Annotated in this window: 26 protein-coding genes; 17 read left to right on the top strand and 9 right to left on the bottom strand. The window is 67.6% G+C overall.

Annotated elements, in window-relative coordinates; all coding sequences use genetic code 11:
- Complete coding sequence (locus EPL00_RS19595; RefSeq protein WP_135854943.1) at positions 1-195, bottom strand: hypothetical protein; 195 nt, start codon at positions 193-195, stop codon at positions 1-3.
- Between the two features lie 166 nt (positions 196-361).
- Here EPL00_RS19595 and EPL00_RS19590 point away from each other — a divergent pair, with 166 nt between their 5' ends.
- A complete protein-coding gene (locus EPL00_RS19590) occupies positions 362-1144 on the top strand; it encodes a hypothetical protein (RefSeq protein ID WP_135854944.1) in 783 nt (260 codons plus the stop codon).
- Positions 1145-1216: 72 nt separating this feature from the next.
- Here EPL00_RS19590 and EPL00_RS19585 read toward each other — a convergent pair whose 3' ends face one another.
- Complete coding sequence (locus EPL00_RS19585; RefSeq protein ID WP_135854945.1) at positions 1217-1966, bottom strand: SOUL family heme-binding protein; 750 nt, start codon at positions 1964-1966, stop codon at positions 1217-1219.
- Between the two features lie 199 nt (positions 1967-2165).
- Here EPL00_RS19585 and EPL00_RS19580 point away from each other — a divergent pair, with 199 nt between their 5' ends.
- The 6 genes from EPL00_RS19580 (at position 2166) to EPL00_RS23690 (ending at position 5988) form a co-directional block, all read left to right on the top strand.
- Positions 2166-2708, top strand: a complete 543-nt coding sequence (locus EPL00_RS19580) for a hypothetical protein (protein ID WP_135854946.1) — start codon at positions 2166-2168, stop codon at positions 2706-2708.
- A gap of 96 nt (positions 2709-2804) precedes the next feature.
- Positions 2805-3203, top strand: coding sequence for a 30S ribosomal protein S6e (locus tag EPL00_RS19575; protein ID WP_135854947.1), 399 nt, complete (start codon positions 2805-2807; stop codon positions 3201-3203).
- A 51-nt stretch (positions 3204-3254) separates the two neighbouring features.
- Positions 3255-3695 carry a DUF7112 family protein gene (locus EPL00_RS19570; RefSeq protein WP_135854948.1) on the top strand — a complete coding sequence of 147 codons (441 nt, stop codon included), beginning with the start codon at positions 3255-3257 and terminating at the stop codon, positions 3693-3695.
- 60 nt (positions 3696-3755) lie between these two features.
- On the top strand, positions 3756-4433 hold the full coding sequence (locus tag EPL00_RS19565) for a DUF7529 family protein (RefSeq protein ID WP_135854949.1): 678 nt from the start codon (positions 3756-3758) through the stop codon (positions 4431-4433).
- A 54-nt stretch (positions 4434-4487) separates the two neighbouring features.
- On the top strand, positions 4488-5534 hold the full coding sequence (locus EPL00_RS19560; protein WP_135854950.1) for a hypothetical protein: 1047 nt from the start codon (positions 4488-4490) through the stop codon (positions 5532-5534).
- Between the two features lie 103 nt (positions 5535-5637).
- Complete coding sequence (locus EPL00_RS23690) at positions 5638-5988, top strand: HVO_A0114 family putative DNA-binding protein (protein WP_449405136.1); 351 nt, start codon at positions 5638-5640, stop codon at positions 5986-5988.
- 25 nt (positions 5989-6013) lie between these two features.
- On the opposite strand, the gene EPL00_RS19550 is transcribed toward EPL00_RS23690, so the two are convergent.
- Positions 6014-6802: a DUF5806 family protein gene (locus EPL00_RS19550; RefSeq protein ID WP_162224280.1), complete on the bottom strand. Its 789-nt coding sequence runs from the start codon at positions 6800-6802 to the stop codon at positions 6014-6016.
- A gap of 142 nt (positions 6803-6944) precedes the next feature.
- On the opposite strand from EPL00_RS19550, the gene EPL00_RS19545 reads away from it, so the two are divergent.
- The 3 genes from EPL00_RS19545 to EPL00_RS19535 all read left to right on the top strand — a co-directional run bounded on the left by EPL00_RS19545 (position 6945) and on the right by EPL00_RS19535 (position 8373).
- Positions 6945-7313, top strand: a complete 369-nt coding sequence (locus EPL00_RS19545; protein WP_135854952.1) for a universal stress protein — start codon at positions 6945-6947, stop codon at positions 7311-7313.
- The gene (locus EPL00_RS19540; RefSeq protein WP_135854953.1) at positions 7310-7831 is read left to right on the top strand and encodes a GNAT family N-acetyltransferase; all 522 of its coding nucleotides are present in this window, start codon (positions 7310-7312) and stop codon (positions 7829-7831) included. Before EPL00_RS19545 ends, EPL00_RS19540 begins: the two co-directional genes overlap by 4 nt.
- A gap of 128 nt (positions 7832-7959) precedes the next feature.
- Positions 7960-8373, top strand: a complete 414-nt coding sequence (locus tag EPL00_RS19535) for a hypothetical protein (protein ID WP_135854954.1) — start codon at positions 7960-7962, stop codon at positions 8371-8373.
- Between the two features lie 174 nt (positions 8374-8547).
- On the opposite strand, the gene EPL00_RS19530 is transcribed toward EPL00_RS19535, so the two are convergent.
- On the bottom strand, positions 8548-9003 hold the full coding sequence (locus tag EPL00_RS19530) for a universal stress protein (RefSeq protein ID WP_135854955.1): 456 nt from the start codon (positions 9001-9003) through the stop codon (positions 8548-8550).
- Between the two features lie 560 nt (positions 9004-9563).
- Here EPL00_RS19530 and EPL00_RS19525 point away from each other — a divergent pair.
- The 4 genes from EPL00_RS19525 to EPL00_RS19510 all read left to right on the top strand — a co-directional run bounded on the left by EPL00_RS19525 (position 9564) and on the right by EPL00_RS19510 (position 12612).
- Positions 9564-11954 (top strand): ATP-dependent DNA helicase, encoded by a 2391-nt coding sequence (locus EPL00_RS19525; RefSeq protein WP_135854956.1) that lies wholly within the window; start codon positions 9564-9566, stop codon positions 11952-11954.
- Complete coding sequence (locus EPL00_RS19520; protein ID WP_202932717.1) at positions 11947-12090, top strand: hypothetical protein; 144 nt, start codon at positions 11947-11949, stop codon at positions 12088-12090. The genes EPL00_RS19525 and EPL00_RS19520 overlap by 8 nt, the downstream gene beginning before the upstream one ends.
- Positions 12091-12220: 130 nt before the next feature.
- On the top strand, positions 12221-12391 hold the full coding sequence (locus EPL00_RS19515; protein WP_162224279.1) for a hypothetical protein: 171 nt from the start codon (positions 12221-12223) through the stop codon (positions 12389-12391).
- Entirely contained in the window at positions 12388-12612 is a 225-nt protein-coding gene (locus tag EPL00_RS19510; protein WP_135854957.1) for a hypothetical protein, read from the top strand. Before EPL00_RS19515 ends, EPL00_RS19510 begins: the two co-directional genes overlap by 4 nt.
- Positions 12613-12640: 28 nt before the next feature.
- Here the strand turns inward: EPL00_RS19510 and EPL00_RS19505 are convergent, their stop codons facing one another.
- The 4 genes from EPL00_RS19505 to EPL00_RS19490 all read right to left on the bottom strand — a co-directional run bounded on the left by EPL00_RS19505 (position 12641) and on the right by EPL00_RS19490 (position 17834).
- Positions 12641-13624, bottom strand: coding sequence for a methyl-accepting chemotaxis protein (locus tag EPL00_RS19505; RefSeq protein WP_135854958.1), 984 nt, complete (start codon positions 13622-13624; stop codon positions 12641-12643).
- A gap of 142 nt (positions 13625-13766) precedes the next feature.
- The gene (locus EPL00_RS19500; RefSeq protein ID WP_135854959.1) at positions 13767-14831 is read right to left on the bottom strand and encodes an ABC transporter ATP-binding protein; all 1065 of its coding nucleotides are present in this window, start codon (positions 14829-14831) and stop codon (positions 13767-13769) included.
- Entirely contained in the window at positions 14828-16657 is a 1830-nt protein-coding gene (locus EPL00_RS19495) for an ABC transporter permease (protein WP_394352085.1), read from the bottom strand. Before EPL00_RS19495 ends, EPL00_RS19500 begins: the two co-directional genes overlap by 4 nt.
- A 1-nt stretch (position 16658) precedes the next feature.
- A complete protein-coding gene (locus EPL00_RS19490) occupies positions 16659-17834 on the bottom strand; it encodes a thiamine ABC transporter substrate-binding protein (protein ID WP_135854960.1) in 1176 nt (391 codons plus the stop codon).
- A 242-nt stretch (positions 17835-18076) separates the two neighbouring features.
- Between EPL00_RS19490 and EPL00_RS19485 the strand changes: the two genes are divergently transcribed.
- The 3 genes from EPL00_RS19485 to EPL00_RS19475 all read left to right on the top strand — a co-directional run bounded on the left by EPL00_RS19485 (position 18077) and on the right by EPL00_RS19475 (position 21793).
- Complete coding sequence (locus EPL00_RS19485) at positions 18077-19069, top strand: AI-2E family transporter (RefSeq protein ID WP_162224278.1); 993 nt, start codon at positions 18077-18079, stop codon at positions 19067-19069.
- Between the two features lie 85 nt (positions 19070-19154).
- Positions 19155-21059, top strand: a complete 1905-nt coding sequence (locus EPL00_RS19480; protein ID WP_135854962.1) for an outer membrane protein assembly factor BamB family protein — start codon at positions 19155-19157, stop codon at positions 21057-21059.
- A gap of 83 nt (positions 21060-21142) precedes the next feature.
- Positions 21143-21793, top strand: a complete 651-nt coding sequence (locus EPL00_RS19475; RefSeq protein WP_135854963.1) for a hypothetical protein — start codon at positions 21143-21145, stop codon at positions 21791-21793.
- 52 nt (positions 21794-21845) lie between these two features.
- On the opposite strand, the gene EPL00_RS19470 is transcribed toward EPL00_RS19475, so the two are convergent.
- Complete coding sequence (locus EPL00_RS19470; RefSeq protein WP_135854964.1) at positions 21846-25142, bottom strand: right-handed parallel beta-helix repeat-containing protein; 3297 nt, start codon at positions 25140-25142, stop codon at positions 21846-21848.
- Positions 25143-25206: the final 64 nt, after the last annotated feature.

Raw genomic sequence — 25206 nt, 5'->3', positions numbered from 1 at the left:
TTACGCGGACCGTTTTTCGGTGAAACTGAAAAAGAGGTAGAGTAGACTACCGGCACCGAGGAGTAGAAAAATTCCCGCCAGTTCGTACGGTTCGCCGCCAGTCGTGGAGAGTATCGTCCCGAGAACTTCCGTGACCACTAGCAACGCGCCGACCCGCCGAATCGTCCGAGCGGTGTTCCCTCCGTCGTCGCTCATATTTCGAGGTTACGTCTCCTCGGCAAAGTTGTTTTGAATCCAATATTTTCGCGTCGGTTCGCCAGCACCGCCCGGAGTTGCGAGGTTGCGGGGCCGAACGACCGCGGACTTCGGGGAGGAGACAGATGTTCAGATTCAAATACCGCGCCCGACCACACTCCCGACGATGACCTTCGATGCCGAGCCGTTCACCGTCGCCGTCAAGGAGAGCGCGCGGGAGGTAAACGAACCCGCCCGCAGGCTGGCGACCATCGAGGAGGACCGCGTGACCTTCGCCTCCGAGACCGAGGCCCACCGGCGGGCTAGAGAACTCTCCGCCGAGGGCGAGTCGGTCGTCAAGGTCCAGCGCGCCGCGCCACAGGACCCCGACGACGTTGACGGCTACCTCGTCGGGTGGCCCCAACGCCGCCATCAGGACCCCGACGGGTCGCCGACCGAGGGGCTGACTTTCGACACCGAGGCCAACCAGTACGGCGCGCTCGGCGAGGCCGTCGTGCTGACGCCCGAGGTGAACCCGCCACTACTCACGCACTTCGCCCGCGTCGATGCCGACCTCGGCGAGACGGACGCAAACCTCGGCGAGACGGCGGCGGACCGCGACGCCGAGAGCCGAGACCTCCGCGTCGAACTCGACACCGACCCCGACCCCGTGACGGTCGGGTCCGGCAGGCGGTGGGAACCCGACTGCCGGGCGGTGGTTCGGCTCGGTCCCGACCGGCCGGTCCTCACCGAGTACTTCTGCGAGGTCAAGTCCGGCGACGGCTCGTTCGAGCGGAGCCAGCGCGAGGCGATGGCGGCCAAAGCCCGCGAGGCGACCGTCCTGAAGATTCGCGTCGAGTTGGACGAGTTGCCCGACAGCTACACGGCGTGGGTCCGGACGGTCGCGCCCGACGAGGGCGACGGCGAGGCCGAGACCCACCGCGTCAACGCCACCCTCGACAGCTTCTGAGCGACGGCCGGTCCGCGGTCGGTCTCCTATCGGTCCGCGGTCGGTCCGCCGCTCGTCCGCGGTCCGCCGCGGTCACTCGACGCGGCGGACCGCCTCGTGGTCCACCTCGACCGCGACCTCGTTCCGGCGCATGAACGGCGGCGTCCACGGGTCGTCGTACTGCAGTACGGTCGGTCGCGTCCGAGGTTCGACGCCGCGGGCGTCGAGCGCGTCGAGCAGTTTCTCGCGGTACTTCTCGACGCGGCCCTCCGTGGCGTACCACGAGAATCGCGTGACTGCGAGGGTCCGCGGCGGTTCGACCGCGAGTCGGACCGCCGAGTTCGTCGGAATCGGCGCGTCGCCGGGGTCGTAGTCGGCCGGGAGGTAGAACGCCATCGTGACCTCGCCCCCGTCGCCGGTCGTCCGGACCGGCGAGGTCATCGAAATCTCGTCGCCCTCGGTGCGGTCGGCGCGGTCGGCACCGCCGCCGCGCCCCGTCGAGTCGGCGGACTCCTCGCTCCTCGCGCGGTCGGTCCGGACCGGCGTCGTCATCGGAATCTTCGTCCCGCGGGTCGCCACGGGCGCGGTCATCGCCACCTCGTCGCCGGTCTCGTTCTCGCCGGAGATGTACCGGAAGAGCCGATTGAACGCCTCGCGTTCGCTCTCGGCGGTCGTCTCCGCGAGGACGACCCGCGGGTAGCGCCGGAGTTCCACGCCGTCGAACTCCGCGACGGTCTCGTAGGGCACGGTCTCGGTCGTCCGGTCCACGTAGGCTCCCCACCCGACCCACGTCGCGAGGAGACCGCCCGCACCCGCAAGCAGTGTCTTGGTTCGAGTTCGCATGGGTCTCGTACGCCGCGGAGTCCCAAAAGTTCACGCGCCGCGGGACTCCGGGAGACCGCTTTCGCGGACCCTTCGACGGGACGCCTCGCCAGTCTTCACGACGGGACGCCTCGCCAGTCTTCACGACGGGACGCCTCGCCAGTCTTCACGACGGGACGCCTCGCCAGTCTTCAAGGTCGCTGGCGTTCAAGCGACACCCGTGACGCGCTTCTCCCGCTCGTCGGTCGTCGCGCTGGCCGCGCTGGCGATGCTGGTCCTCCTCGCCGGTTGTGGCGGTGCGCCGAGCGACCCGACGACGACCCTCGCCGGAACCGAGACGTTCACCGTCGAGATGACGGGCGATTCGTCCGCGACCTACGTCGTGTCCGCCGACCTCGTGGCCGACCCCTTCGAGAACGTGACCGTGACCTACGCGAACGGGACGACCCGGACCGTCGCGCCGCCCGAACCGCCGAGCGCCGTCACCTACGGTCCCGAGTCGGGCGCGACCGCGGTCGAACCCGGCGGCGAGGTCGTCGGCGGAGCTTACTTCGAGGGCGTGGCGAACTTCTCGGTGACGGACCACGACGTGCCGCCGACGGGCAACGCCGTCGTCACGGTCCGCCAGCAGGGAGCAGACGGCGAGACTCCCGCCCCGCTGGTCGCGTGGGGCGTGATTCGGTGCGACGGCCACGTCTCGCAGGTCTCGCTCCGAGTCGGGGAGTCGGGCGTCGAGGGGTTCGGCTTCGGGTGCGAGTCGTGACCGGCGGTGCCGGGGACCAGTCTCCGGAAATCCCCCGCAATCGCCGGGTCGGGGTACTTCGACGTATTTTTAGGGAGCGTCCTCTTTTCAACCCGTATGGCAGACTTTCAGGTCGTCGTCGCGGACCCCGACTCCGGGGCGACCTACCAGCGCGACGTAGACGGACAGGACGCGAACCGATTCCTCGGCAAGTCCATCGGTGACGACGTGGACGGCGGCGCGGTCGGTCTCGACGGTTTCACGGTCGAGATTACCGGCGGCTCCGACGACGCGGGCCGACCGATGCGCGGCGACGTGGACGGGCCGAACCTCAAGGAAGTCCTCCTCGACGGCGGCGTCGGCTACGAGCCGTCCCGCGACGGCGAGCGCAAGCGCGTGACCGTCCGCGGCGGCGAGGTCAGCGAGGCCACCGCCCAACTCAACGTCAAGGTCAGCGAGTACGGCGAGGAGTCCGTCGCGGACCTCCTCGGCGAGGGCGGCGAAGACGACGAGTAACGACCAGAGCAACTTTTTGCGTTCGCGCGTTAGCTCCGGTCAGCATCCGCTATGGCCGACCGTATCTCCAGCGACCACTCCTCGCTAACGACCGTTCGCGCGACGCTCGTCCGAAGCGGCGGACTCGACCGTCCGAAAGTCGAGATTCCGGCCGACGACGCCGACGCGTTCCCCGACGGCGAACTCGTCCGTGTGGTCGCCGACGACACCGAGTACCGCGCCCGCATCGAGTCGCCGCTGACCGACGAGGGCCGCGAGATTCGCGGTCTCTACGACTCGCCGACCCTCGCGCGCAACCCCGAGGAGGGCGAGAATCACCTCTCGTCGTGGCTCGAAGGCACGAACGTCGAGTTCGACCAGTCGGTCCTCGTGGACGTTATCGAAGAGGGGTTCAAGTACGGCCTGCGCGAACCCGGACAGCGCGTCTTCTACGAGGCCACCGAGTCGCCCGACGAGAGTCTGGCCGACATCGCGAGCGGTCTGGACGAGTAGGTCGCCCGGACACGCCTCGGAGTACCAAGACTTTTACCGCGTAGCGTCGCGTTCGAAACCATGAGCGACGACGACGAGGAGTACGACGAGTCGCCGGACGGCGCAGTCGAAGACGCCGGACTCGAAAATGCCGGAGTACCCGACGACGCCGACGAGGCGGACCTCGACGCACTCGCCGACGAGGACCCGGCCGCCGCCTTCGAGGAGGTGGGCGACCTCCCCGGCACCCACCTCCGGGCCGCCGAGTTCTGGGACGACATCGTCGGTGACATGGAGGCGACCGCCGACGAGTACGCCTCGCAGGGCTGGCAGACGCTCCAACTCCACCCCGGCGACGTGACCGCGCTGGTGCCCGACGAGGAGGGCGACGACCAGTTTGGTCTCGACGTGTTGGTGCCCGACGACGAGTTCGCCGAGTTGGAGTCCCTCTTGGAGGGCGACGTGTCGTTCGACAGCTACGAGGCGTTCCGAGCGACGGCCGACGGGCTGGTCCTGTTCGTGGTCGCGATGGAAGACCCCGAGTCGGAGGTCGCGGTCCTCTACCCGGCGTACTACGACGCGAAGAACGCCCAGTCGATGCTGACGGCCGCCGAGGAGGCGGGCGAGATGCGGACCTACGTCCGGACGCTGACCAACGAGCAGGTCGAGTTCACCCACCGGGAACCGGGGAACTTCGCGCCCGAGAGCGACGAGACCAGCCCCGAGAGTAGCGAGACCGGCGGCGACGGCGGGGCCTGACCCCGATTCGCGGCCGACGGAACGATACGGCCGGACGCCGAATTTTCCCGTCGGATGACTGGCGCGGACATCGACTCGCCGACCGAGATAACCGACACCATCGAGCAACCCGACCGCGGGCCGCTCGGAGAGGCACTGTTCGACTTCAAGCGCTGGCTTCTCGTGGACGCGAACCGGTGGCTGGTCGTGGGTCTCCTCGCGCTCGCCACCTTCGGGCTGACCGTCCTCGTCGGCACGTTCGGGCCGGTGTCGGTCCAGCAGTTCCTCGCGGAGGGCATCTCGCCAGCGACCGCACTGGTGGAACTGCTCAAGACCATCGTCTCGGTCACGACCATCGTCCTCTCCATCAACCAACTCGTCCTCTCGCCGGAACTCGGCCCCGTCAGCGACCAGCGCGAGCGACTGGAGGACACGATGGAGCTTCGGAAACGGAGCGAGGGTCTCCTCGACGACACGGTGAGTCCGCTCTCGCCGGGCCAGTACTTGGACGATTTGGTGTCCGCGCTCCGGGACCGCGCCGAATCGCTGACCGACGACGTAACCGGTAGCCCGGACCTCGAATCCGACGTGACGGCGTTCTCCCGGCGACTCGTCGCGGACGCCGAGAACGTCAACGACGAGCTACGCGACGCCAAGTTCGGCGACTTCGAGGCGGTCGCGGCGGTGATGGACTTCGACACCTCGGGCAAGATACGGCGTCTGCGACGGATTCGCAAGGAGTACGGCGAGCAACTGGACGACGACGAGCGGGAGGCGCTGGTCGAGACGGTCAACGCCCTCGAACTGTTCGTCACCGCGCGAGGCTACCTGAAGACGACCTACATCCGTACGGAGTTCATCAACTTCTCGCGGGCGTTGCTGTACGTCGGCCTGCCCTCGCTGTTGCTGGCGTTCTGGGCCGCCCAGATGTACGACCCGACCGTCTTCCCCGGCCGGACGCTCGGCGTCGAGAACCGCCTCTGGTTCGTCAGCGCCGCGGCGACGACGGCGCTCGTCCCGTTCATGACGCTCATCTCGTACATCTCGCGGCTGGCGACGGTCTCCCAATCGACGCTGTTCATCGGCCCGTTCGTCGCCGGGAGCGAACAGCACGAGAAGTAGCGTTGTCGTTCTGACCAACACTTTTAACCGCAATTTAGTCGAATACGACGACACAGTGAGCGGTGAGCATGTTCTCCTCGTTACGGTCGGTAGCGACGAATAACTGTATGAAGCGGGATTAGAGGCGATTCAGCGCCTCGAAGACGGCAAAGCGGTCGGGAAGCCAGCTACGGTTACGTTCGCAAACGAGAAGCAACTCGGCGAAGTGTTCAACGAACGAACGTACACCCTCCTGCGCGTCATTCGGGAGGATCAGCCAGCTAGCATCCGAGAGACGGCACGATTCGCCGGTCGAGACGTGAAGAACGTCCACGAGGAGTTGACGACGTTGGAGGCGCTGGGAGTCATCCGTTTCGACCGAGACGGACAGTCGAAGCGTCCCGTTTTCCCGTACGACGACCTCTTCATCAGTCCGTTCGCACACGGCTCGGGTGATACGGCCGCGACAGTCTAACCCTCCGAAAATAGCGTTCTCCGTCTCAGTCGTCGCCCTCCGCGGTATCGACGGCTTCGGCGTCCGACGCCTCCATTTCGTGGCCGCAGTTCGGACACTCCAACTCGTCGTGGCGCAACTGCTCGCTGGCCGACCGGACCTCGCGCATCACGCCCGAGATGCGGTCTTCGGCTTCGAGTTCCTCCTCGACCGAGAGGTCCACGCCCTCGACTTCCAGCAGGAACTTGGCGACCTCCGTCACCTCGTACATCATGTCGTCTAGCTCCTCGGCGGTGAAAAACCCCGACATCGCGCCGTAGAGGAACGTGGCTCCGGACTGCCGAATCTTGTCCTCGAACGACGAGCGCGCTTGGTTGACCGCTTGCGGACTGTAGGTGTCGGTCATGAACGGGACGAGTTCGGGCAGATTCTCGCCGATTTTGGTCATCTCGACCCCGGTTTCGGTCCGGAAGTCCGCACAGAGGCGGGCGATGGCCCACTCGCGGGCGGTGATGTAGGTTCTGTCGCGCAGGAACTCGTTGACGCGGTCGTACTGGGCACCGTCCACCTTCTTGAATCGCTCGTACTTGGCCACGTCCGGCGGCAGGTCCGATTGGGTGGCCTCCTCGCTGGCGTCCGGGTCGTCGGTGGCCTCCTCGGCTCCGTCCGCGGCCTCGTCGGCGACTTCACCGTCCGTCGCGGCGAGGACTTCCTCTCGGCCGGTCTCGGGGTCGGCGTTTACGTCGGTCTTCTCGGGGGCTTCGGTCGGCGAACCGGCGGGCTCCTCGGCGTCCTGTTTGTCGTTCTCGGGCGGACGCGATGGGTCGTCTGCCATGCGTCGGGGTAGCGGTGGGAGGTGGAAAAGCGTTACCGTCTGGCGCACGTTACCACGCTTCTCGCAGACGATTCCGTGTGAGATTCCGCGCGATTTGCGCCCACCAGTAACTGTTTTGAAGCGGGGGCCGATTGGGAGAGATATGAACGTGCTGCTCGGAATCGGCGGTAGCGACGACTCGTTTCGCGCCCTCGAAGAGACCGTAGACCGCGCGCAGGCCGCCGGTGACGACCTCACCGTCGTTATCCTCGAAAACCCCGAGAGCGACCGCGAGACCGGGACCATCGAGACGCGCGTGTTCGAGACCTTGGAGGAGGCCGACTTCGCGGCCGAGGTCCGCCACCTCTCGGGCGACCCCGGAAGCCAACTCGTGGACCTCGCCGAGCGGGAGGGCTTCGACCAAGTGGTCCTCGGCGGCGGCCAGCGCAGTCCGATGGGGAAGATAAAGCTCGGCCACATCGCGGAGTTCGTCCTGCTGAACTCCCCGGTCAGCGTCAAGTTGGTACGATGAGTCCGGCCGACCGCGACTACCCGGACGACGAGGCCGAGGAGTTCCCGGAGCCGCCCGTCACGTTCGACGACAAGGAGGGCCGCCCCATCGAGATTCGGCCCTACGAGGACGAGGACTTCGAGGCGGTCGTGGAGATGTACGCCGACTTCGACCCCGCCGACCGCGCCCAAGGCATCCCGCCTGCCACCGAGTCGCGGGTCCGGGACTGGGTGGAGAACCTGCTGGACGGCCTGAACGTCGTCGCGTGGCACGACGACCGAGCGGTCGGTCACGCCACGCTGGTTCCGGACGAGGACGCCTCGGAACTCGCCATCTTCGTCCATCAGGACTACCAACGCGCCGGTATCGGGTCGCGACTCATCCGGGCACTGTTGGGCTACGGACAGCAGGAGGGCGTCGAGAAGGTCTGGCTCACCGTCGAGCGGTGGAACCACGCCGCGGTGAACCTCTACGAGTCGGTCGGCTTCGAGACCAACGGTACCGAGAGCTTCGAGATAGAGATGGTCTTGCGGCTCTGACTCGGAGCGAACGTCGGTCGCCGGTCGCTCCTCGGGCCGAATTTTAAATCCGAAGCCGAGACAACTCCGGCCCGGATGGCGCTACACGACGCGGACGAGCGACGCGAGGTGACGTATCGGAAGGCCCCGTGTTGGAGGCCCAGCGCGAGACGCTGGCCGACATGGACACGAAGGCGGTGCGGACGGTGCGGATAACCGTTATTCTCCTCGGAGTGTTGCTCTCGGCGTGGCGAATCGAGGCCGCGGTACTCGACCCCGTATTTGCCAGTGTGGGCGGAATCGCGTTGGTCGGGGCGCTCGCCGCGGGGACGTTCACGTACAGCGAGTCGGACCTCTACCTTGGGCCGAACCAGACCTACGTCGAACGACTCGCGGACCGCCAGTACGACGGCGACGACTGGGAGCGAGATTTGCTGTGCAATTTCGGCGGCTGGATAGACGAAAACGCCGCGGAGATTCAATTCAACAGCCGTCTCCTGTCTGTGACACAAACGCTCTTCGTTGTCGGCGTCGTCGCCGTCGGTGCGTCCGTAGTTTTATAGTCGAAAGCGACGGAGAGAGAATCATGTCGAAGAAGCGACCGACACCGTCCGAGTTAGGTCAACGAAGCCACAAAGGCCCGGCACTACTGACGAAGCTGTTCGTCCGTCGTAAGCGAGACGACACCGATACCGACGAGGAGAACGCGTAGCGCGACCTTCGACCCGAACTGACGCTTACACCGACAGCACGGGCTGGCTGGCGTACAACAGCACGTACTCGGCGGCCTTCTCCAACACTTCGCCGGGTTCGCCGCTCAGGGGTTCGCGCGGAATCACGATGAAGTCGGCGTCGATGTCCTCGGCGGTGTCCAACACCGCACTACCGGGATGCTGGGTCTTTCTGGTGGTCGAGAAGCCGTAGGCGTTCGAGGTCGAGACGGCCACGTCGTACTCGGCGGCGACCTCGCGCATCTCGTCCATGAACGTCTCCGTGTCCGAGAGTACGTCCTCCTTGGCGACGGCCCCGCGTTCGATGCCTCGGACTAGCTCCTCGCCGAGAACGTACATCGCGTGGACGGACGCCTCGTACTGCTCGGCGACGGCGACGGCGTACTCGACGGCTTCGACCGACTCGTCGCTGCCATCGACGGGGACGAGGACGGTCTCGACTTCGAGCGGCGGCTCGGTCATGTGCGTACGTGGACGGGCATCGGGCAAAAATCCTCGCTTCGAGTGGGGTCAGTTGCGGAGTCAGATGGTTGCGTTGGAAGAGTGGCGTCGAGCAAAAGAAGACCGCGACCGCACGACACCGCTCCGCGACCGCACGACACCGCTCCGCGACCGCACGACACCGCTCCGCGACCGCACGACACCGCTCCGCGACCGCACGGCACTGCGACCCCACCGTAACCGCACAGCCCTCTATTCCCGACTCCAAGGAGTTGACCGCACCACCCCGCGACCGCACAGCACCACGACCGCACCGCCCCGCGCCACGTCCTCCCCAACCGACTGCGTTTCTCGCTCCACTGCGTTCCGCTCCGATACTCGTCCCTCGCGCGGACGGGTGCGGCCCGGAGGCCGCGCCCCCACGCGTCTGACTTGGGAGAGTTAAATGTCGTTCTTAGAGTAATCTGTTCCTTTCTTTCGCATAGCTCTACCAGTCTCGATACTTGCCTTGTCGGTATCCGACGACGCGACGACTGACGACCGCGAACGCGAGATGCTCGGATTCCAAACGTTCAAACCCGATGGCGACCAACCCCGGCCCAGTGACCGCAAGCGATTCGTGGCGCGAGGTGTTCGGCCACGCCGACCCGTACGACGAGCAGGTGGACGGCATCGAAACCGCCATCGACACCGCCGAGGAGGGCGGGTTCGCAGTGGTCGAAGGTGCCTGTGGGACCGGCAAGACGATGCTGGCGCTGACCGCGGGCATCGACCTCGTGCGCGACCCGGAGAGCGACTACGAGCGTGTCGTCGTCCTGACCAGCGTCAAGCAACAGCTCCGCCAGTTCGAGGAGGACCTCCGGACCGTCAACGCGAACCTCCCGACCGACTGGGACCCCGTGACCAGCCTCACGCTCGTCGGGAAGGCCGACGTGTGCCCGTACAACCGCGAGAACGCGGGCGGCATCGACGACGAAAACGTCTACGAGCGCTGTGAGTCCCTGCGGGAGGACACCCGCGGGATTACCGGCGAGGCCGGGCCGACGACCGCCCAAAATCTCGTTTCGCGCGCTCGGAGCCAGCAGACCGGACTGGCCGACTCGGGAACGCAGGGTCGAGCCGCCGCCTCCTACCTCGAAACCGCGAACGAGCCGACGCCCTATCCGCCGGAGATGCCGGAGTACGACGATGTGGAGTACTGTCCGTTCTACGCGCAGTTCTTGGACGAGCTACCAGAAGACGGCGACCCAGTCGAAGCCGTCCCCTTCGACTTCGACGGAATGGGACTCATCGACCCCGAGGAGTTGGTCTCGCTGTCGGTCCAGCACGGCACCTGCCCCCACTCGATGATGGGCGCGATGTTGCCCCACGCCGAGGTCGTGGTCGGCAACTACTACCACGCCTTCGACCCGGTGACGACCTCCGGATTCACGGGTGCCCTGCTGGACGAATCGACGTTCGTCGTCTGCGACGAGGCCCACATGCTCGAACCGCGCGTCAGGGACCTCGTGAGCGACGCGGTGGGCGACGCGACCCTGCGGGACGCCGAGTCGGAACTCACGCGGGTCATCCAACCGCTCAAGTTCGACGGCGACAAGGAGACCCACACCAGCGCGGACGCCGACCTCGTGCGCGGCGAACTCGAAGACAGCGACGTGAAACTCGCGGACCTCGAAGCGACCCGTGACTTCTTCCGGGACCTGCGCGAGGAGCTAGACCGACGCGTCACGGCCCACCTCGAACGCGAACACCGGGGCTGGAAGTCCAACCTCCACGACCTGCCCGACGACGAGATTCCGCTTCGAGACCCCACCGAGCCACAGCCGGACGAAATCTCCGAGTGGGCCGAGAAGACCGGCTACCACGACGGCGTCTGGGTCAAAGCCGAGGCGGTCGGTGCCGTCGTCGCGCGCATCCTGAACGAGGCCGAGGACGACGAGAAAGAGCGGGCCGCGCCCGCCGCGGGCCGGGTCCTCGGCGAGTGGTACCGCAACGACCACGAACGCTACTTCCGGGAGATAGAACTCGACCGGACGTGGAACGAGAAGGAACCCGACACCTCGTGGCGGCGCGCGTACAACGCCAGCCTCGCCATGCAGAACTGCGTGCCCAGCGACGCCATCGGCGAGCAACTCGCGGAGTTCGGCGGCGGCGTCCTGATGAGCGCGACCCTCGCACCGCTGGACGTGTTTGAGGAGGTCACGGGGCTGAACCACCTTGATTCCGAACAGGGCCGCCCGGTCGTGGAACGGACCTACGGCCTGAACTTCCCCGAGGAGTGCCGCGAGAGCTTCGCCGTGGACGCGCCGAAGTTCACCTACGACAACCGCGGTGGCCCGGACGACGAGACCCAGACCCGCCGGATGTACGCCGACGCGCTCCGCGAGGTGGCGACCGAGACGCCGGGCAACCTCCTCGTCGGGATGCCCAACTACGCCGAGGCGACGTGGGCCGCCGAGACGTTGCGGGAGAATCCCGAGGTCGAGAAACCGGTCCTACTGGACGAGAGTAGCGCCGACGACGTGACCGAAGACCTGAAAGCCGAGTTCTTCGGCGGCGAGGGCAAAGTCCTCGTGACCAGTCTCCGTGGCACGCTCACGGAGGGCGTCGATTACGAGGGCGACCGACTCAGCGCCGCGGTGGTCTGTGGCGTCCCCATCATCAACACCGCGAGTCCCCGGACCAAAGCGGTCAGGACCGCCTACGAGCGCGAGTTCGGCGACGGCTTCGAGTACGCGCTGACGGTCCCGGCGGTCCGGAAGGCCCGCCAAGCCCTCGGGCGCGTGATTCGCGGGCCGGAGGAGGTCGGCGTCCGCGTCCTCGTGGATTCGCGCTACGCCCGAGACTCGTGGGACAGCGTGCGGAAGTACTTCCCAGACACCGAGCGCGACGAGTTCCAGCCCGTGAGTCCGGACATGCTCTCGCTCGGGTTAGAGCGGTTCTGGCGGGGTCGGGAGGAAACCGATGAGTGACGACTGCGACGACGAGCAACGGAGTGACGACTGCGACGACGAGCGACGACGCACGTTCGCCGACTTCGACGGCTACGAGGGCGACGAGGACACCGACGCCACGGCCGACCACGACGAGTGGGGCGTAGAGGAGTAAAGACTGCCTGCTTCGCTGTTCTGCTGTGCCGAGACGGTTACGGACGAGTCAGTTTCACTTTCACTGCGCCCTTGGCTCGCGTTTAACCCCCTGAGCCACCTACTCGAACATCCTCACGGGAGGCATCCAGATGAAAACAGACGCCACCCCGACCGAAGACGAAACGCACGTCCGAATCGAGACCTACCTCCGGACCGCCAGCGACGGCGACCCGGAACTGGTCTTCTACAACCCCCGCGCCACTCACGAGTGGGTCAACGCCGCCGAGTCGAGTACCGTCGCGTTGGAGGAGTGGCGATGAGCGCGGGCCGACCGACCGCCGAATCCGACCGCGAATCCCGAGCGTACCTCGTCAGTCCGACCGCGACGACGAAGAAGCGCCACCGGCCGGACGAGTCCGGCGACGAGCCAGCCTGTCGGGCGTTCCTCGCCCGCGAGGAGGCCGAGTGGCGACGGCTCTCGGCGAGCCAGACCGTCCTCTACGACGACTGTGCGAACTGCTTTCCCGACGAGAGCGCGTAGCGAGTCCGCACTGGCGTCGAATCGAGGGTCAATCCTCGACGAGGTCGTCAACCTGTCGGTTGATGTCGGATATCTGGTCGGTCTGGTCGTCGAGTTGGACGGCGATGCTGTCGGTTCGCTCGGCGATGTTCTCGGCGTTGCCGGTCGTCTGATCGACCATAGCCGCGACCTCCTCGGTGCTGGCGGCCTGCTGGTCGGTCGCGGACGCCACTTCCTCGATACCCTGATTGACCTCCTCTACGGAGTCGGCGATCTCGTCGAGGCTCCCGACCGCGGACTCGACCGTTTCGATTCCCGTTTCGATGCGCGAGTTGCTCTCTTCGAGGCTCTCGACGGCGTTCTCGGTGTTCTCCTGAATCCGACCGACTTTCTGCTCGATTTCGTCGGCCTGCGTCTGAGACTCCGCCGCGAGTGCTTTGATCTCGTCGGCCACGACCCCGAAGCCGTCGCCGCCCTCGTTCGCGCGGGCGGCCTCGATGTTGGCGTTGAGCGCCAGCAGGTTGGTCTGCTCGGCGATATCGTTGATGACCTCGATGATCTCGTCTATCTCCTCGACGCTCTCGCGTATCGTCTGAACGTCCCGAGTCACGCTCTCGGCGGCGGTCTGTATCTCGGTCATCGTCTCGCCCGCCTCGGCGGCGGCCTCTTGGCCCTGCTCGGCCTGTCGGTAGGCTTCCTCGCTGGCGGTCGCCACCTCCTCCGACGACGAGGCTATCTCTTGGACCGCGGCGCTCAGGTCCGAGACCTCCTCGGAGACCTGCGACATCCCTTCGGACTGCTCGTGAGCGAGCGTGGTAATCTCTCGGGTCCGCTCGGCGATGCTCTCCGAGGAGTCCTGCAGTTCCGCGAGCGACGCTTGTATCTCGCTGGCCGCCTCCCGGTCGTAGTCGGCGTCTGCTCGCACGGTCTGTTCTATCTCTTCGACCTCCGTCTCTAAGGTCACGTCGTCCTCGTGTTCGAGGTCCCCTGCGTCGGTCGAGTCGTCTACTGGGCGGTCGCCTTGATCGGTCACGGTACGACCAGTTCGGGCGACGTATCTAAAAGTCTATGACTGAGACGGATATTGTCTTGAATTCTAACATTATCGCCGGACTCGAATCCGAGAGGTCTCGACGCGGCTACGGGGTTCCCGCGAGGCGGCCGGTCGGGGGAGGTCAGGCGAGGTCCCCGTCGGCGACCTCGCGCTCTCGCTGGGCGCTCGGGGAGACGACGTGGGCGTCGTCGGGGTCGAACCCGACCCGCAGGCGCTCGTCGGTCGGGCGCTCGTCGGCCCGGAGCGTCACGTCCCGGCCCTCCCAGTCGAGGTGCGCGCGGAACGACTCGCCGAGGAACTCGACCGTCTCGACGGTCGCCTCGAAGGCGTTCTCGCTCGGGCCGCGGGTCAACTTCTCCGGGCGGACGCAGAAGACGACCTCGCTCCCCTCCGGCGCGTCGAGGCCCGACAGGCGGAAGGGCGTCCCGCCGACCCACGCCGCGTCGCCCTCGACCTCGCCCGCGAAGACGTTGTTCTCGCCGAGGAACTCCGCGACGAAGCGGGTGTCCGGGCGGCGGTAGACCTCCTCGGGCGTGCCGACCTGCTCGACCACGCCCTCGTTCATCACGGCCACCCTGTCGGAGACCGCGAGGGCCTCCTCTTGGTCGTGAGTGACGTAGACCGTCGTGATGCTCAGTTCCGACTGGATTCGCTTGACCTGCGTCCGGAGGTCTTGACGGAGGCGCGCGTCGAGCGCGCTCATCGGTTCGTCCAGCAGGAGTACGTTCGGGCCGGGCGCGAGCGCCCGCGCCAACGCGACGCGCTGGCGCTGACCGCCCGACAACTCGTCGGGGTTGCGGTCCTGAAATCCGGGCAAATCTACGAGTTCGAGCAGGCCCGCGACGCGCTCGTCGTCGGACTGCCCGCCGGGCGCGTCCCGGAACCGAAGCCCGTAGGCCACGTTCTCGCCGACCGTCATGTGCGAGAACAACGCGTAGTTCTGGAAGACGATACCCACGTCGCGCTCCTCGGGGGGAACGCCCGACATCTCCGTCTCGCCGAATCGGACCGCGCCCTCGTCGGGCGACTCGAACCCCGCGATGGCGCGCAGGGTCGTCGTCTTGCCACACCCGGAGGGACCGACCAGCGTGAAGAACTCGCCGTCCGCCACGTCGAGGCTCACGTCTTGCAGTGCGTCCACGCCGTCGAAAGATTTCGAGAGATTGCGCAGGTGAATGCTCGTCATACTTCCCACCTCCCTCCGAGACGGTCTACGACGACGAAACTCAGACTCGTGACGAACAAGAGGACCGTCCCCATCGCGGTCGCTGGCCCGAGCGTCCGGTTGCCGATGTAGCGCTCGACGGCGACTGGCATGGTGTAACTACTGCTCCCCGTCGCCAAAATCACCGTCGAATCGAACTCGCCGATGGAGATGGCGAACGCGAACGCGGCCCCGGCGGCGACCCCCGACGCCACGAGCGGGAGTTCCACGTCCAGCAACGCCCGGACCCGAGTCGCGCCGAGCGCGCGGGCCGACTCTACGACCGACCGGTCCACGCCGCCCAACAGCGGCGCGACGTTCCGGACCACGAAGGGGTAGGCCGCGACGCCGTGGGCCGCGACGATGGCGACCGGTCCGGTGACTTGCAATCGGTGGCCCCACACCTCGACGCCGAAGACCAACCCGCGGAGCATCCCGAGACCGACGACGACGCCGCTGACCGCGAGCGGAGCCATCGCGGCCGCGTCGGCGAGTCTGGTTTTCCTGCCCCCGCGGGCGGTCAGCACCGAGACGGTCACGCCCATCGGGAGCGCGACCAGCAGGGTCGCCACGCCGAACAGCACGGAGTTGCGGACCGCGACCCCCGGTTTCGTCTGGAACGACGCACCCTCGACCTGCCGCCGGACCAGAAACTCGTAGTACTGGAGCGTGAACCCGGAGGGACCGGTCACGCTCTCGGCGACCATGCTGGCGATGGGACCGACGAAGACCACCGCGACCACGACGGCGTAGGCCGCGACGCCGAGGCGTTCGAGCGCGTCGAGCGGCGAGGGCGAGTCCGGCACGAGACGCTTCCTCGGCGGCGGGTTCGCGGCCCGACCGCCCCCCGACTGGCGAGCCTCGTACCGGAGGTAGGCGTAGGTCAGCGCGAGCGAGACCACCGTCTCGGCCACCGCGAGGGTGGCGGCCTCGGCGTATTCGAGTTCCTGCACCAGCGAGTAGACCCACACCTCGACCGTGGCGAGTTGGAACCCGCCCAGCGCGAGGACGATGGGGAACGACATGAACGTGAAGACGAACGTGAGGAGCGCGCCGGTCAACACCGCGGGCAGGAGTTGGGGCGCAAGCACGGTGCGGAACGCGTACCACGGGTTCGCGCCGAGCGACCGGGCGGTCTCGACCATCCGGGCGTCCACGCTCTCCCACGCCGCGGTCGTGACTCGCGCGACCAGTGGCGCGTTGTAGAAGGCGTGGGCGACGACGATGGCCTCCAGAGTAAAGAGGAGGTTCACCGGACCGAGACCGACGAGCGCGAGCAGGTCGTTCAGCGGCCCGTTCGTCCCGAAGAACGCCACGAAGCCGATGGCGACCATGATGGAGGGCATCACGAACGGGAGGATGGTCAGCGACCGGAGCGTCCGCCTGCCGGGGAACTCGTACCGGGAGAGGACGTAGGCTCCCGGCAGGCCGAGCGCGACGCTGGCGACCGTCGAGAGGAGCGCCTGATACGCGGTGAACCCGAACAGGCCGAGCGGCGACTCCGCGGCGACTTCGCCGACCGCGCCGAACTCGCCGCCGAAGATGGGCGCGAGGAGACCGAAGTAGAAGGGGTCGGTGAGGACCTCGCCGACGACTTCGCCGGTCCACTCGCCGCCGACCCGCACCGCGTCGGCGAAGACCGTCAGGACCGGGTAGTAGAACACGACCGCGAGGACGACGACGGTCGCGGCTCCGAGGAGGCCGATGGCGTGGCGTTCGAGCCACCGGGTCGGTCCGGCGCGCTCGCGCCGGGCGGAAGGACGCACGGAGGCGCTCCCGTCCTCGGCTCCGGCCTCCTCGCGGGTCACGCTATCGGCCGCCCGCTATCTGGCGCGCCCACGAGTCCACCCAGCCGTCGAGGTTGCCCTGTAGCTCGTCGTAGGTGAACGTCACGGGGTTCTCGGGTTCCTTGGCGTACTTCTCGAACTCCGCGGGCAGGTCGGCCCAGTCGGTCGCGGGGAACTGGACGTTCCGCACGGCGATTTCGCCTTGTGCCTGCTGACCGAGCATGAAGTCCATGAACGCCGCGGCGAGTTCCGGCGTGTCGGTGTCGGCGAACTTCGCCATCCCCTCGGGGTTGGCGTACCCCTGTTCGTTGAGGAAGCCGACCTGATGTTTCTCCATGTTCTGGTCGTAGCGGTTGGCGTACACTTGGTCGGTGGAGTAGGAGACGACCATCGGGGCCTCGCCGTTCTCCCACGCGGTGTAGGCCTCGTCCCACGTGCCGAGGAGTTTGACGCCGTTCTCCTCCAGTTTCGTCCAGTAGTCGAGGTACTGGTCTTCGCCCAGCGTGTTGATGGTCCACAGCAGGAACGCCCGCCCGGTCGCGCTCGTCTTCGCGTTCTGGACGATGAGGTCGCCCTCGTAGCGACTCTTCAGCAGGTCGTCGAACGTCGTCGGGGGCTGTTCTACCTCGGTGCCGTCGTAGACGAGGCTGATGTAGCCCGTGTCGTAGGGAATCGCGCGTTGCTGTGGGTCGAACTTCAGGCCCTCCTTGACGTGGCCGTAGTTCGACAACTGGTCGGCCATCGGCGCGAACAGCGCCTGCTGGCCCAACTTCTCGTCGATGCGGATGAGGTGTTCCACGTTCAGGCCGACGTACACGTCGGCGTCTACGTCCACGCCCTGCGCGGCCTGCTGGATGTAGTAGTTGACCTCGTTGTCGGGCGTCTCGTACTTCACGGTCACGTCGGGGTGGCGCTTCTCGAACTCCTTCTTGAGCCACGGGCCGGGCGACGAACTGGGCGCGTCCACGAACGAACTGTAGGTAGCGACTTTCAGCGTCCCGCTGAGCGATTGCTCGGTCGTCTCGGTGGTTTCGGTCTCCTCGGTGGTCTCGGTCGCGGTCTCCTCAGTGGTGGTCTCGGCCGGGGTGGTCGTCCCGTCGGTCGTCGTCTCCTGTCCGCCGCTCCCGCCGCCGATACAGCCCGCGAGACCGACGATACCGACGGCCCCGCCGCGTTTCAGCACCGTTCGTCGTTTCATTACCGGGTGGTTACATCCGGTGATACTTAACTGGCGGGATGTGGAGTCGCGTCGATTCGGCGGCGAGAGGAGCGCCCGACCGTGAGTTCCCTCGCCGTCGGAGTTTCGAGAGACCGGGTCGTCGAGCGCCGACTTCGGCGCATCGACTCCCACGTGCCGATTTCCGCGTGCCGACTTCCGCGCGCCGACTGGCGCGTGCCGACAGCCGAAAGGTTTTGCCAGCCGGGTTCGATGTGGCGGACATGTCTACTTCGCGGCAGTGGGTGTTGGCTGGCGTGCTGGCAGTGGCCGGTCTGCTCGCGGCCGCGGTGCTGTTCGACGTGCTGGGGACGGTCTTCTTCGCCATCACGGTGGCCTACGTCCTCGTGCCGCTCCACGAGCGGTTCGTCCACCGCGGGGTCCCGCCGTGGTGGGCCAGCGCGGCCGCGACCGCCGTCGCGTTCGTGAGCGTCCTCCTGTTTTTCGCGTCGTTCGGCTTCCTGCTGTACCGGCGACGGACCGAGATGGTCGGCTTCCTGCTGGACTTGCCCGAGAGCGTCGCCGTCGAGTTGCTGGGGACGGTCTACACCATCGACGCCGGGGTCGTGACCGAGGTCACGCGCGAGTACCTCGGCGTCGTCGCGCTCGCGCTCGCTCGCCTCGCGCCCGTCCTCGCGCTCAAGGCCACCCTGTTCGCGCTACTGGTGTTCGCCCTGCTGGTCAACCGCGGGCAGGCCCGGCGCGCCCTCCTCGCGCCGATTCCCCACGCGTATCGGGACGTGGCGGCCGCGTTCCACGAGCGCACCCGCGACACGCTCTACGCCATCTACGTCCTGCAGGCCGCGACGGCCGCCGCGACGTTCCTCGTCGCGCTCCCCGTCTTCTTCCTGCTGGACTACCAGTTCTACCTCACGCTCGCGCTCGTCGCGGGGTTCCTCCAGTTCCTCCCCATCGTCGGCCCCTCGTTTCTGGTCGCCCTGCTCGCGGCCTACCGCGTCACCGCCGACGACCTCGTGGGCGCACTCCTCGTCTTCGTGTTGGGTGGCCTGCTCATCGGCTGGCTGCCGGACGCGGTCATCCGGACCCGACTCGCCCGCGAGACGGCCGACCTGCCGGGGAGCCTCTACTTCGTCGGGTTCACCGGCGGCCTGCTCAGCGTCGGTCCCATCGGGTTCATCGCCGGACCGCTGGTCGTCGCCCTCCTCGCGGAGGCCAGCGAACTGCTCGCCGCCGAAGTGAACGGGAAGGCCGAGTGAGGCCGCCGTCGGTCGTCGGTCCCTCGGAATCGGCCTCCGCTCGCTCCGACAGAATCATGTCCCGACGTTCCAAACTGTCGGAGCGATGTCTCGATTGGTCCTCCTCCGGACGTTCGGTCTCCCGGAGTTCTCCGCCCTCGACGGGGCGCTGGCTGTCACCTTCGTCGTCTCGACGGCCGCGGCGATAGTCACCTACGGTGCCTACCTCGCGGCGGTCCTGCGCGACCGGTACGCGGACGGGCGGCGTCGCCCCCGCGACGACTACGACCCGACTCTCCGCGAGCGACTCGCTTGGTGGGTCCTCTTTCTGCTCCCCACCGCGACGATAGGCTACCTCGCCCTCGGGGCCGTCGCGGCGCGATTCTTCTTTGCACTCCCGTTCACGGTCCTCTCGGCCCTCGTGTTCGGACTGTTCGGTCTCCACCTCGTCGCGCCGGTCGCGTTCCACGTCGAGAGCGCGGCCGTCCGACGACGGACCTCGTGGGACCCCTCGGGAGTCTACTACCTCACGATAGTCGCGACGGGACTCGGGGCGCTCCTCGGTGCGCTCTACCTGTACCAGCGACACCGACACCTCCGCGCGGCGGCGTCCGAGGGCGAAATCGAGAGCGTGGACTCGGACGCCACCGACTCCGACTCCGACGCCGACACTATCGGCCCGGACGCGGATACCATCGAATCGGACGAGGGTCTCCCCGACTCGGATGCCGATGCCGATGCCGACGGCGGCGTCGGTCCCGCGTGGCTCCCGGCGGTCTCGCGCCGCAATCTCCTGCAAGTCGGTGCGGTCGGCTACGCTGGCTACATGGCGTCCCGGTTCGTCGGCCCGTGGGTCGAGAACGAAGCCACGCAACTGCTCTTCGGGTCGCCCCCCGACTTGACCGGCGAGGTGGCCGGGTGGCCGATGCGCAACTACGGGCCGAGACAGACCGCCGCGAACCCGTCCGCGCGGCTCTCCTCGGGTGACCTCGCCGTCGAGACACTCTACACCGGCCGGGACCCGAACGCGGAGGACGGCCCGGTCTACGCCGACGGGACCCTCTACTTCTGCGACCGACAGGCCGTGAGAGCCATCGACGCCGAGACCGGCGAGGAGCGCTGGACCTACCGCGAAAAGGAGACCGGTCCCTTCGCCGACGACGAGACGTGGGCGGTGCCACACGCCATCGCGACCGACGGCGACTCGGTGTTCGTCTCGATAAACCTCGGGCTGACCGCCCTAAACGCCGCGACCGGCCGGAAACGGTGGCACTACGAGACGAACGCGCTGTTCCGCGACCTGACGGTAGCCGGGAACACGGCGCTCCTCGGCGACCATGGCGTCACCGCCGTCGATACGACGACCGGCGCGAGGAGGTGGCGGGTCGAGTGGACCACCGGGCCATCGACCCCGGCCGCGGTCGCCGACGGGCGGGTGTTCGCCACCCACAACGCGAGTACCGACGACGGGAACCACGAGTGGGTCGTGCGGGCTTTCGACGGCGCGACCGGCGACGCGGCGTGGACCCGGCGCGTGGACCTCGGGTCGGAGGGCCACGCGGGCAACACGCCGGTCGTGGACGGGACGCTCTACGTCGGCGGGAGGGACCTCTTCGCACTCGACGCCGCGACCGGCGAGACGCGCTGGACGCGCGAGAACGCGGTCGGCGACGGTTGGGGGTACAGACTCGCCGCGGACGGCGACCGCCTCTACGCGATTCCGGGCGGGAGCGTGGCCGAATTCGGGTCGGTTCGCGCATTCGACGCCGAGTCGGGCGACCCGCTGTGGTCGATGGAGTCGCCGCCCGACACGGACGTTGCGGGCGCTGTCGCGGGCGAGACGCTCTGTCTGACCTACGAGGAGGAACTCCGACTCGTGGACGGCGCGACCGGCGAGCGCCTGCGGACGGTCGAACGCGACTTCGGGTTCCCCGACCCGCCCCGAATCGTCGGGGACCGCATCTTCGTGGAAGGGTGGGAGGAACTGTTCGAGGTGACGGCCGCGGAGTAGCGCGGCCCCGGACGACTCGGCGTGGAGACCGGTCGGCCAGCACGCTCATCAAACGATTTCCCGAATGGGGAGACGCGTTTTCTATGAGACACCACACGCTCGTATCGGTCGGTCTCGCGCTCTGTCTCCTCGCCGGGGGACTGAGCGGAGCGGCCGGTGCGGATACGCCGTCGATAGCGACGGAAGCGACCGAACGACAGCCATCGAACGTCGCCGCACAGCAGGGCGGCGAGACGACCACGACGCAGGGCGAGCAGGTGAACGCGAGCGCCCTGAACGTCTCGGCGCTCGACGCCGTCGAACTCGCGCAGAATCGGACCGGCGAGAAGGCGGTCGTCGTGACCCTCGGGTCGCAGGACGGGACGCCGGTGTACAACCTGTCGCTCCTCGCCGAGAACCTGAGCGTCTCGACGGTCACGGTCGATGCGACCGACCCGCGAGTAACCGCGGTCGAGCGCAACGTCACGGTCGTGAGCCAGCAGTTCCTCGGCGGCGCGGCGTTCGACTACGCCGAGTTGCGGACGGTCGGCGACGCCATCCGACTCGCGGCGAACGAGACGAACGGTTCGGTCGTGAACGCGGGCATCAAGCGCGGCGAACTCGTCTACGGCGTCGCTCTCCGATCGCCCGACGGAACCCGGACGCAGGCGCTCGTGGCGGCGACCGACGGGGCGCTCCTCGGTCTCCGGACGGCCAGCGCGACCAACGCGACCACGACGACCGGCGGTGCCTGAGTAGGGTGACGTAGTTCGGAGTAAAAACAGGTTAGCGGTCGAGAACCGTTTTTCAGTCGAGGAGGAACCGAACTAGCGCCCAAAGCAGGACGATCAGCGCGACCCACAGCACGCCGCTGGCGGCCCCGACGGCGAGGAGTCCGTCGGTGCCGAGCAGTCCCGAGACGACCCAGACCGAGATTCCGGCCACCGCGAGACCGTTGATGGTCTTGCCGTCGGCCGGGACGCCCGCGCGCCGGACCGTCTGGACCGCGCCGACGCCGCCGAGGGCGAGACCGCCGCCGTACAGCAGGAGTCCGAGGAGGCCGCCCAACGTCGTGAACACCGACATCTGCGGGACGAGACCGCCCTCGGAACTGTCCGCGGGCGTCGTCGTCGCGTTCACGGGGGGTTCGAAGGCCGCCGTCGTGGTGGGGTTGGTCGTCGCGGATTCGGTCGTCGTCGTCGGCATCGCCGACTCGTTGCGGACGGCGACGGTCGCGTTCGCGGGCGACGCGCTCTCGACGCCCAAGTCGTCCTCCACGACCAGCGAGACGGTGTAGTTGCCCGCCGTCCCGAAGGTGGCGGTCGCGTCGGGCGACGACGGTCCACTCTTCGTCGGTCCCGTGACGTTTTCGAGCGTGCCGTTCTCAGGCGGGAGAAGGGTGAACCGGTACTCCTCGACGCGACCGTCGGCGTCGCTCGACGCGCGCCCCGAGAGGACGACCGGTTCGCCGACGGCGACGGGGTTCGGCGAGGCGGCGACGCTCGCCACCGGGCGCTCGCGCTCGGGACCGAACGGCGAGGAGGCCGACGGGATGAAGTCCACCCACCCCTGCCGGGTCACCACGAGGTCGCCGGTCCCCTCGGGGTGAATCGAGGCGTGGGTCGGGCCGCCGTCGGCACCCCAGTAGTTGCGCTCGGCGACGACGGTCCGGGTCGCGTTGACGAACAGGCGGGTCGTCGTGTTCGCGTCCACGAGCGTTTCGACGTTGACCGTCATGCCGCGAACGTGGCCGTACACGTCGTTGCCTCGGACGACGACGCCCTGTCGGTTCTCGTCGGCCTTCCGGAGGACGACGCCCGTGGGGATGTCCTCCGAGAGCGCCCGCACCGAGAGCGCAGTCTCGCTCCCCTCCCAGACGTAGGCCTCCCTGTCCGGCCGGAGGACGACCGTGTACGTGTCGGGCACGCGGTCGTCGAGTCGCTTCTCGACCTGCTGGTCGTCCACCAGTTCCCTGAGCGTCTCGCTCACGTCGCCGGTCCGGAAGATTGCGCCCGCGTCGCCCTCCTCGACCACGATGCCGGTTCCCGGCCGGTAGTCCCGCAGTTCGACCGGCGCGTCGCCGTGGGTGTTGAAGACGACCGTGTTGTTCAGGATTCGGCCGTCGAACGCGCCAGCGACCCGGATGCCGTAGGCATTGGCGGCGACGAGGTTGTCGGTCAGGTTCACCGCTCCGGCGTGGGTCAGACTGTTGTTGATGTTGAGGCCGACGCCCGCGTTGTCGAGCGCGCGATTCTCCGACAGCGAGAGGTTGTGGACGACCAGTCCCGTCCGCGCGACCATCCCGTCGCCGCGGTTCTCCACGAGCGTGTTGTTCCGGACCGACGAGTGGAGGAACTTTCCGGCGAGGACGCGCACCCCGGCGGCGTCGTTGCGCTCGATTCGGTTGTCCCGGAGCGCGATTCTGGCGACCTCGTTCCCCCGGAAGTAGAGACCAACGTCGCCGTTACCCGAAATCTCGTTGCCCCGGAACGTCGTCCGCCTGAGACGCGACGAGGGCGCGACGACCGAGACGCCCCGGCCGCGGTTGTCGGCGAACCGATTTCCGGTCGCCGTCAGCGAGAGTCGCTGGGAGTAGTACTCCGGCCGGTGATAGACGCGCACGCCGGTCGCGCTGTCGGTGACGACGTTCGAGGAGAGCCGAATCTCCTCGACGTTCCCGTTGCGGGCGTAGAGGCCGACGCCAGCGTCGGCTTGGGAGATGCGGTTCTCGCGGAGGGTCAACTCCGAGGCTTTCCGCGCGACGACCCGGATGCCGTCGGCGGTCGGCCCGATTTCCGCGAGGCGGTTCCCGCCCGCGACGACACCGCCGACCTCTCGTCCGCGGAAGGTGACGCCCGACCCGCGAGTGCCCGAAAACGAGTTGCCCGTGACCCGGACGTTGCGAGTCCGGTCGGCGGCGACGAACACGCCCTGCTCGCCAACCGACTCGAAGGTCGAGTCCCGGACCGTGACGCCACCGGCGCGACTCGTGGCCTCGTCCAGCGCGGGTTGCCCGCCGTCCGAGCGCAGGCGGAAGGGCAGAACGGTCGTCGCGGTCTGGGCGACCTCGTTCGTCTCGAAGGCGACTTCGACCGGATACGTGCCGAAGGTGTTGGGATTTTCGACTCGCTTGTACGCCACGCGGAGCGTCGCGTCGGCCGGAATCGTCACCGACCGCCGGAGTTGTATCTCGTAGCTGTTCTTGTGGGGGCTGGTGACGTTTCGCACGAGCGGCAACAGCGACCGCTCGACGCTCCCGTTGTCGTTGAGGTCGAGACCGAACTGTCGGAACGAACCGCGGGTCACGTCGCCGATGTCGCCGTGGCCGCGATAGGAGACGTAGAAGGCGTCCATCGTCGTGTCGAGACCGGGCCGGAGCGCGAGTTGATGCTCGGTCACGTTGCTCAACCCCGTCGAGTTCGACGTGACCCGCGACTTCCCGACCGCGCCCGTGCCGGGCGTGACGGCGACTCCTCGGCCGCCAACGTCGGCGAACGTCGAGTCCTCGACGGTCACTCTCGGCGTCCCGGTCACGTCGGCGATTCGAACCCCGTCCTGCGCGACGTTACGGACGGTGACAGCCGAGAGCGAGATGCGGCCCGCGGGACTGGCGACCGTCACGGCGTTCGTCGCGTTTTCGAGCGCGACGTGCGACAGCGAGAGCCGCGAGTCGCCGTCGCCCGCGTACCGAATCGAGGCCCAGCGAACGTCGTCGGGGGCCTGCGGCGCGGTCGCGATAGTGATGGGGTCGGCGGCGGTCCCCTCCGCGGTGAGGGTGCCCGCGACCGTAATCGTGATGTCGGCCGCGGGTTGGACGGCGGTGCCGGGTTCGACCGTCAGCGTCGCGCCCTCCTCGACGGTCACGTCCGCCGCGATGCGGTAGGGACCGCCGTCGGCGGTCCACGTGGTGTTCTCGGTCACGTCGTCCTCGACGTAGGTCACGTCGGCGCGGGCGGCGTCAGTCGCGCTCGCGGCCGGTCCCGTCGTCGCGGCGGACGCACCCGACGAGTCCGTCGAGAGCGCGGCCGCGGCGTGTCCGACCGGCGAGGCCAACAGGCCGACGACCAAGAACAGGGTGAGTATTCGAGTGGGCGCGCGATTCACACAGGCTCTTCAAAGATGGAAAGTATAAATCATACCCTTCGAGACCTCTCGGAGCGCGGGATAG

The organism is Halorussus salinus (assembly GCF_004765815.2).
Lineage (GTDB): Archaea > Halobacteriota > Halobacteria > Halobacteriales > Haladaptataceae > Halorussus > Halorussus salinus.
This window is presented reverse-complemented; position numbering and strand designations above follow the sequence as displayed.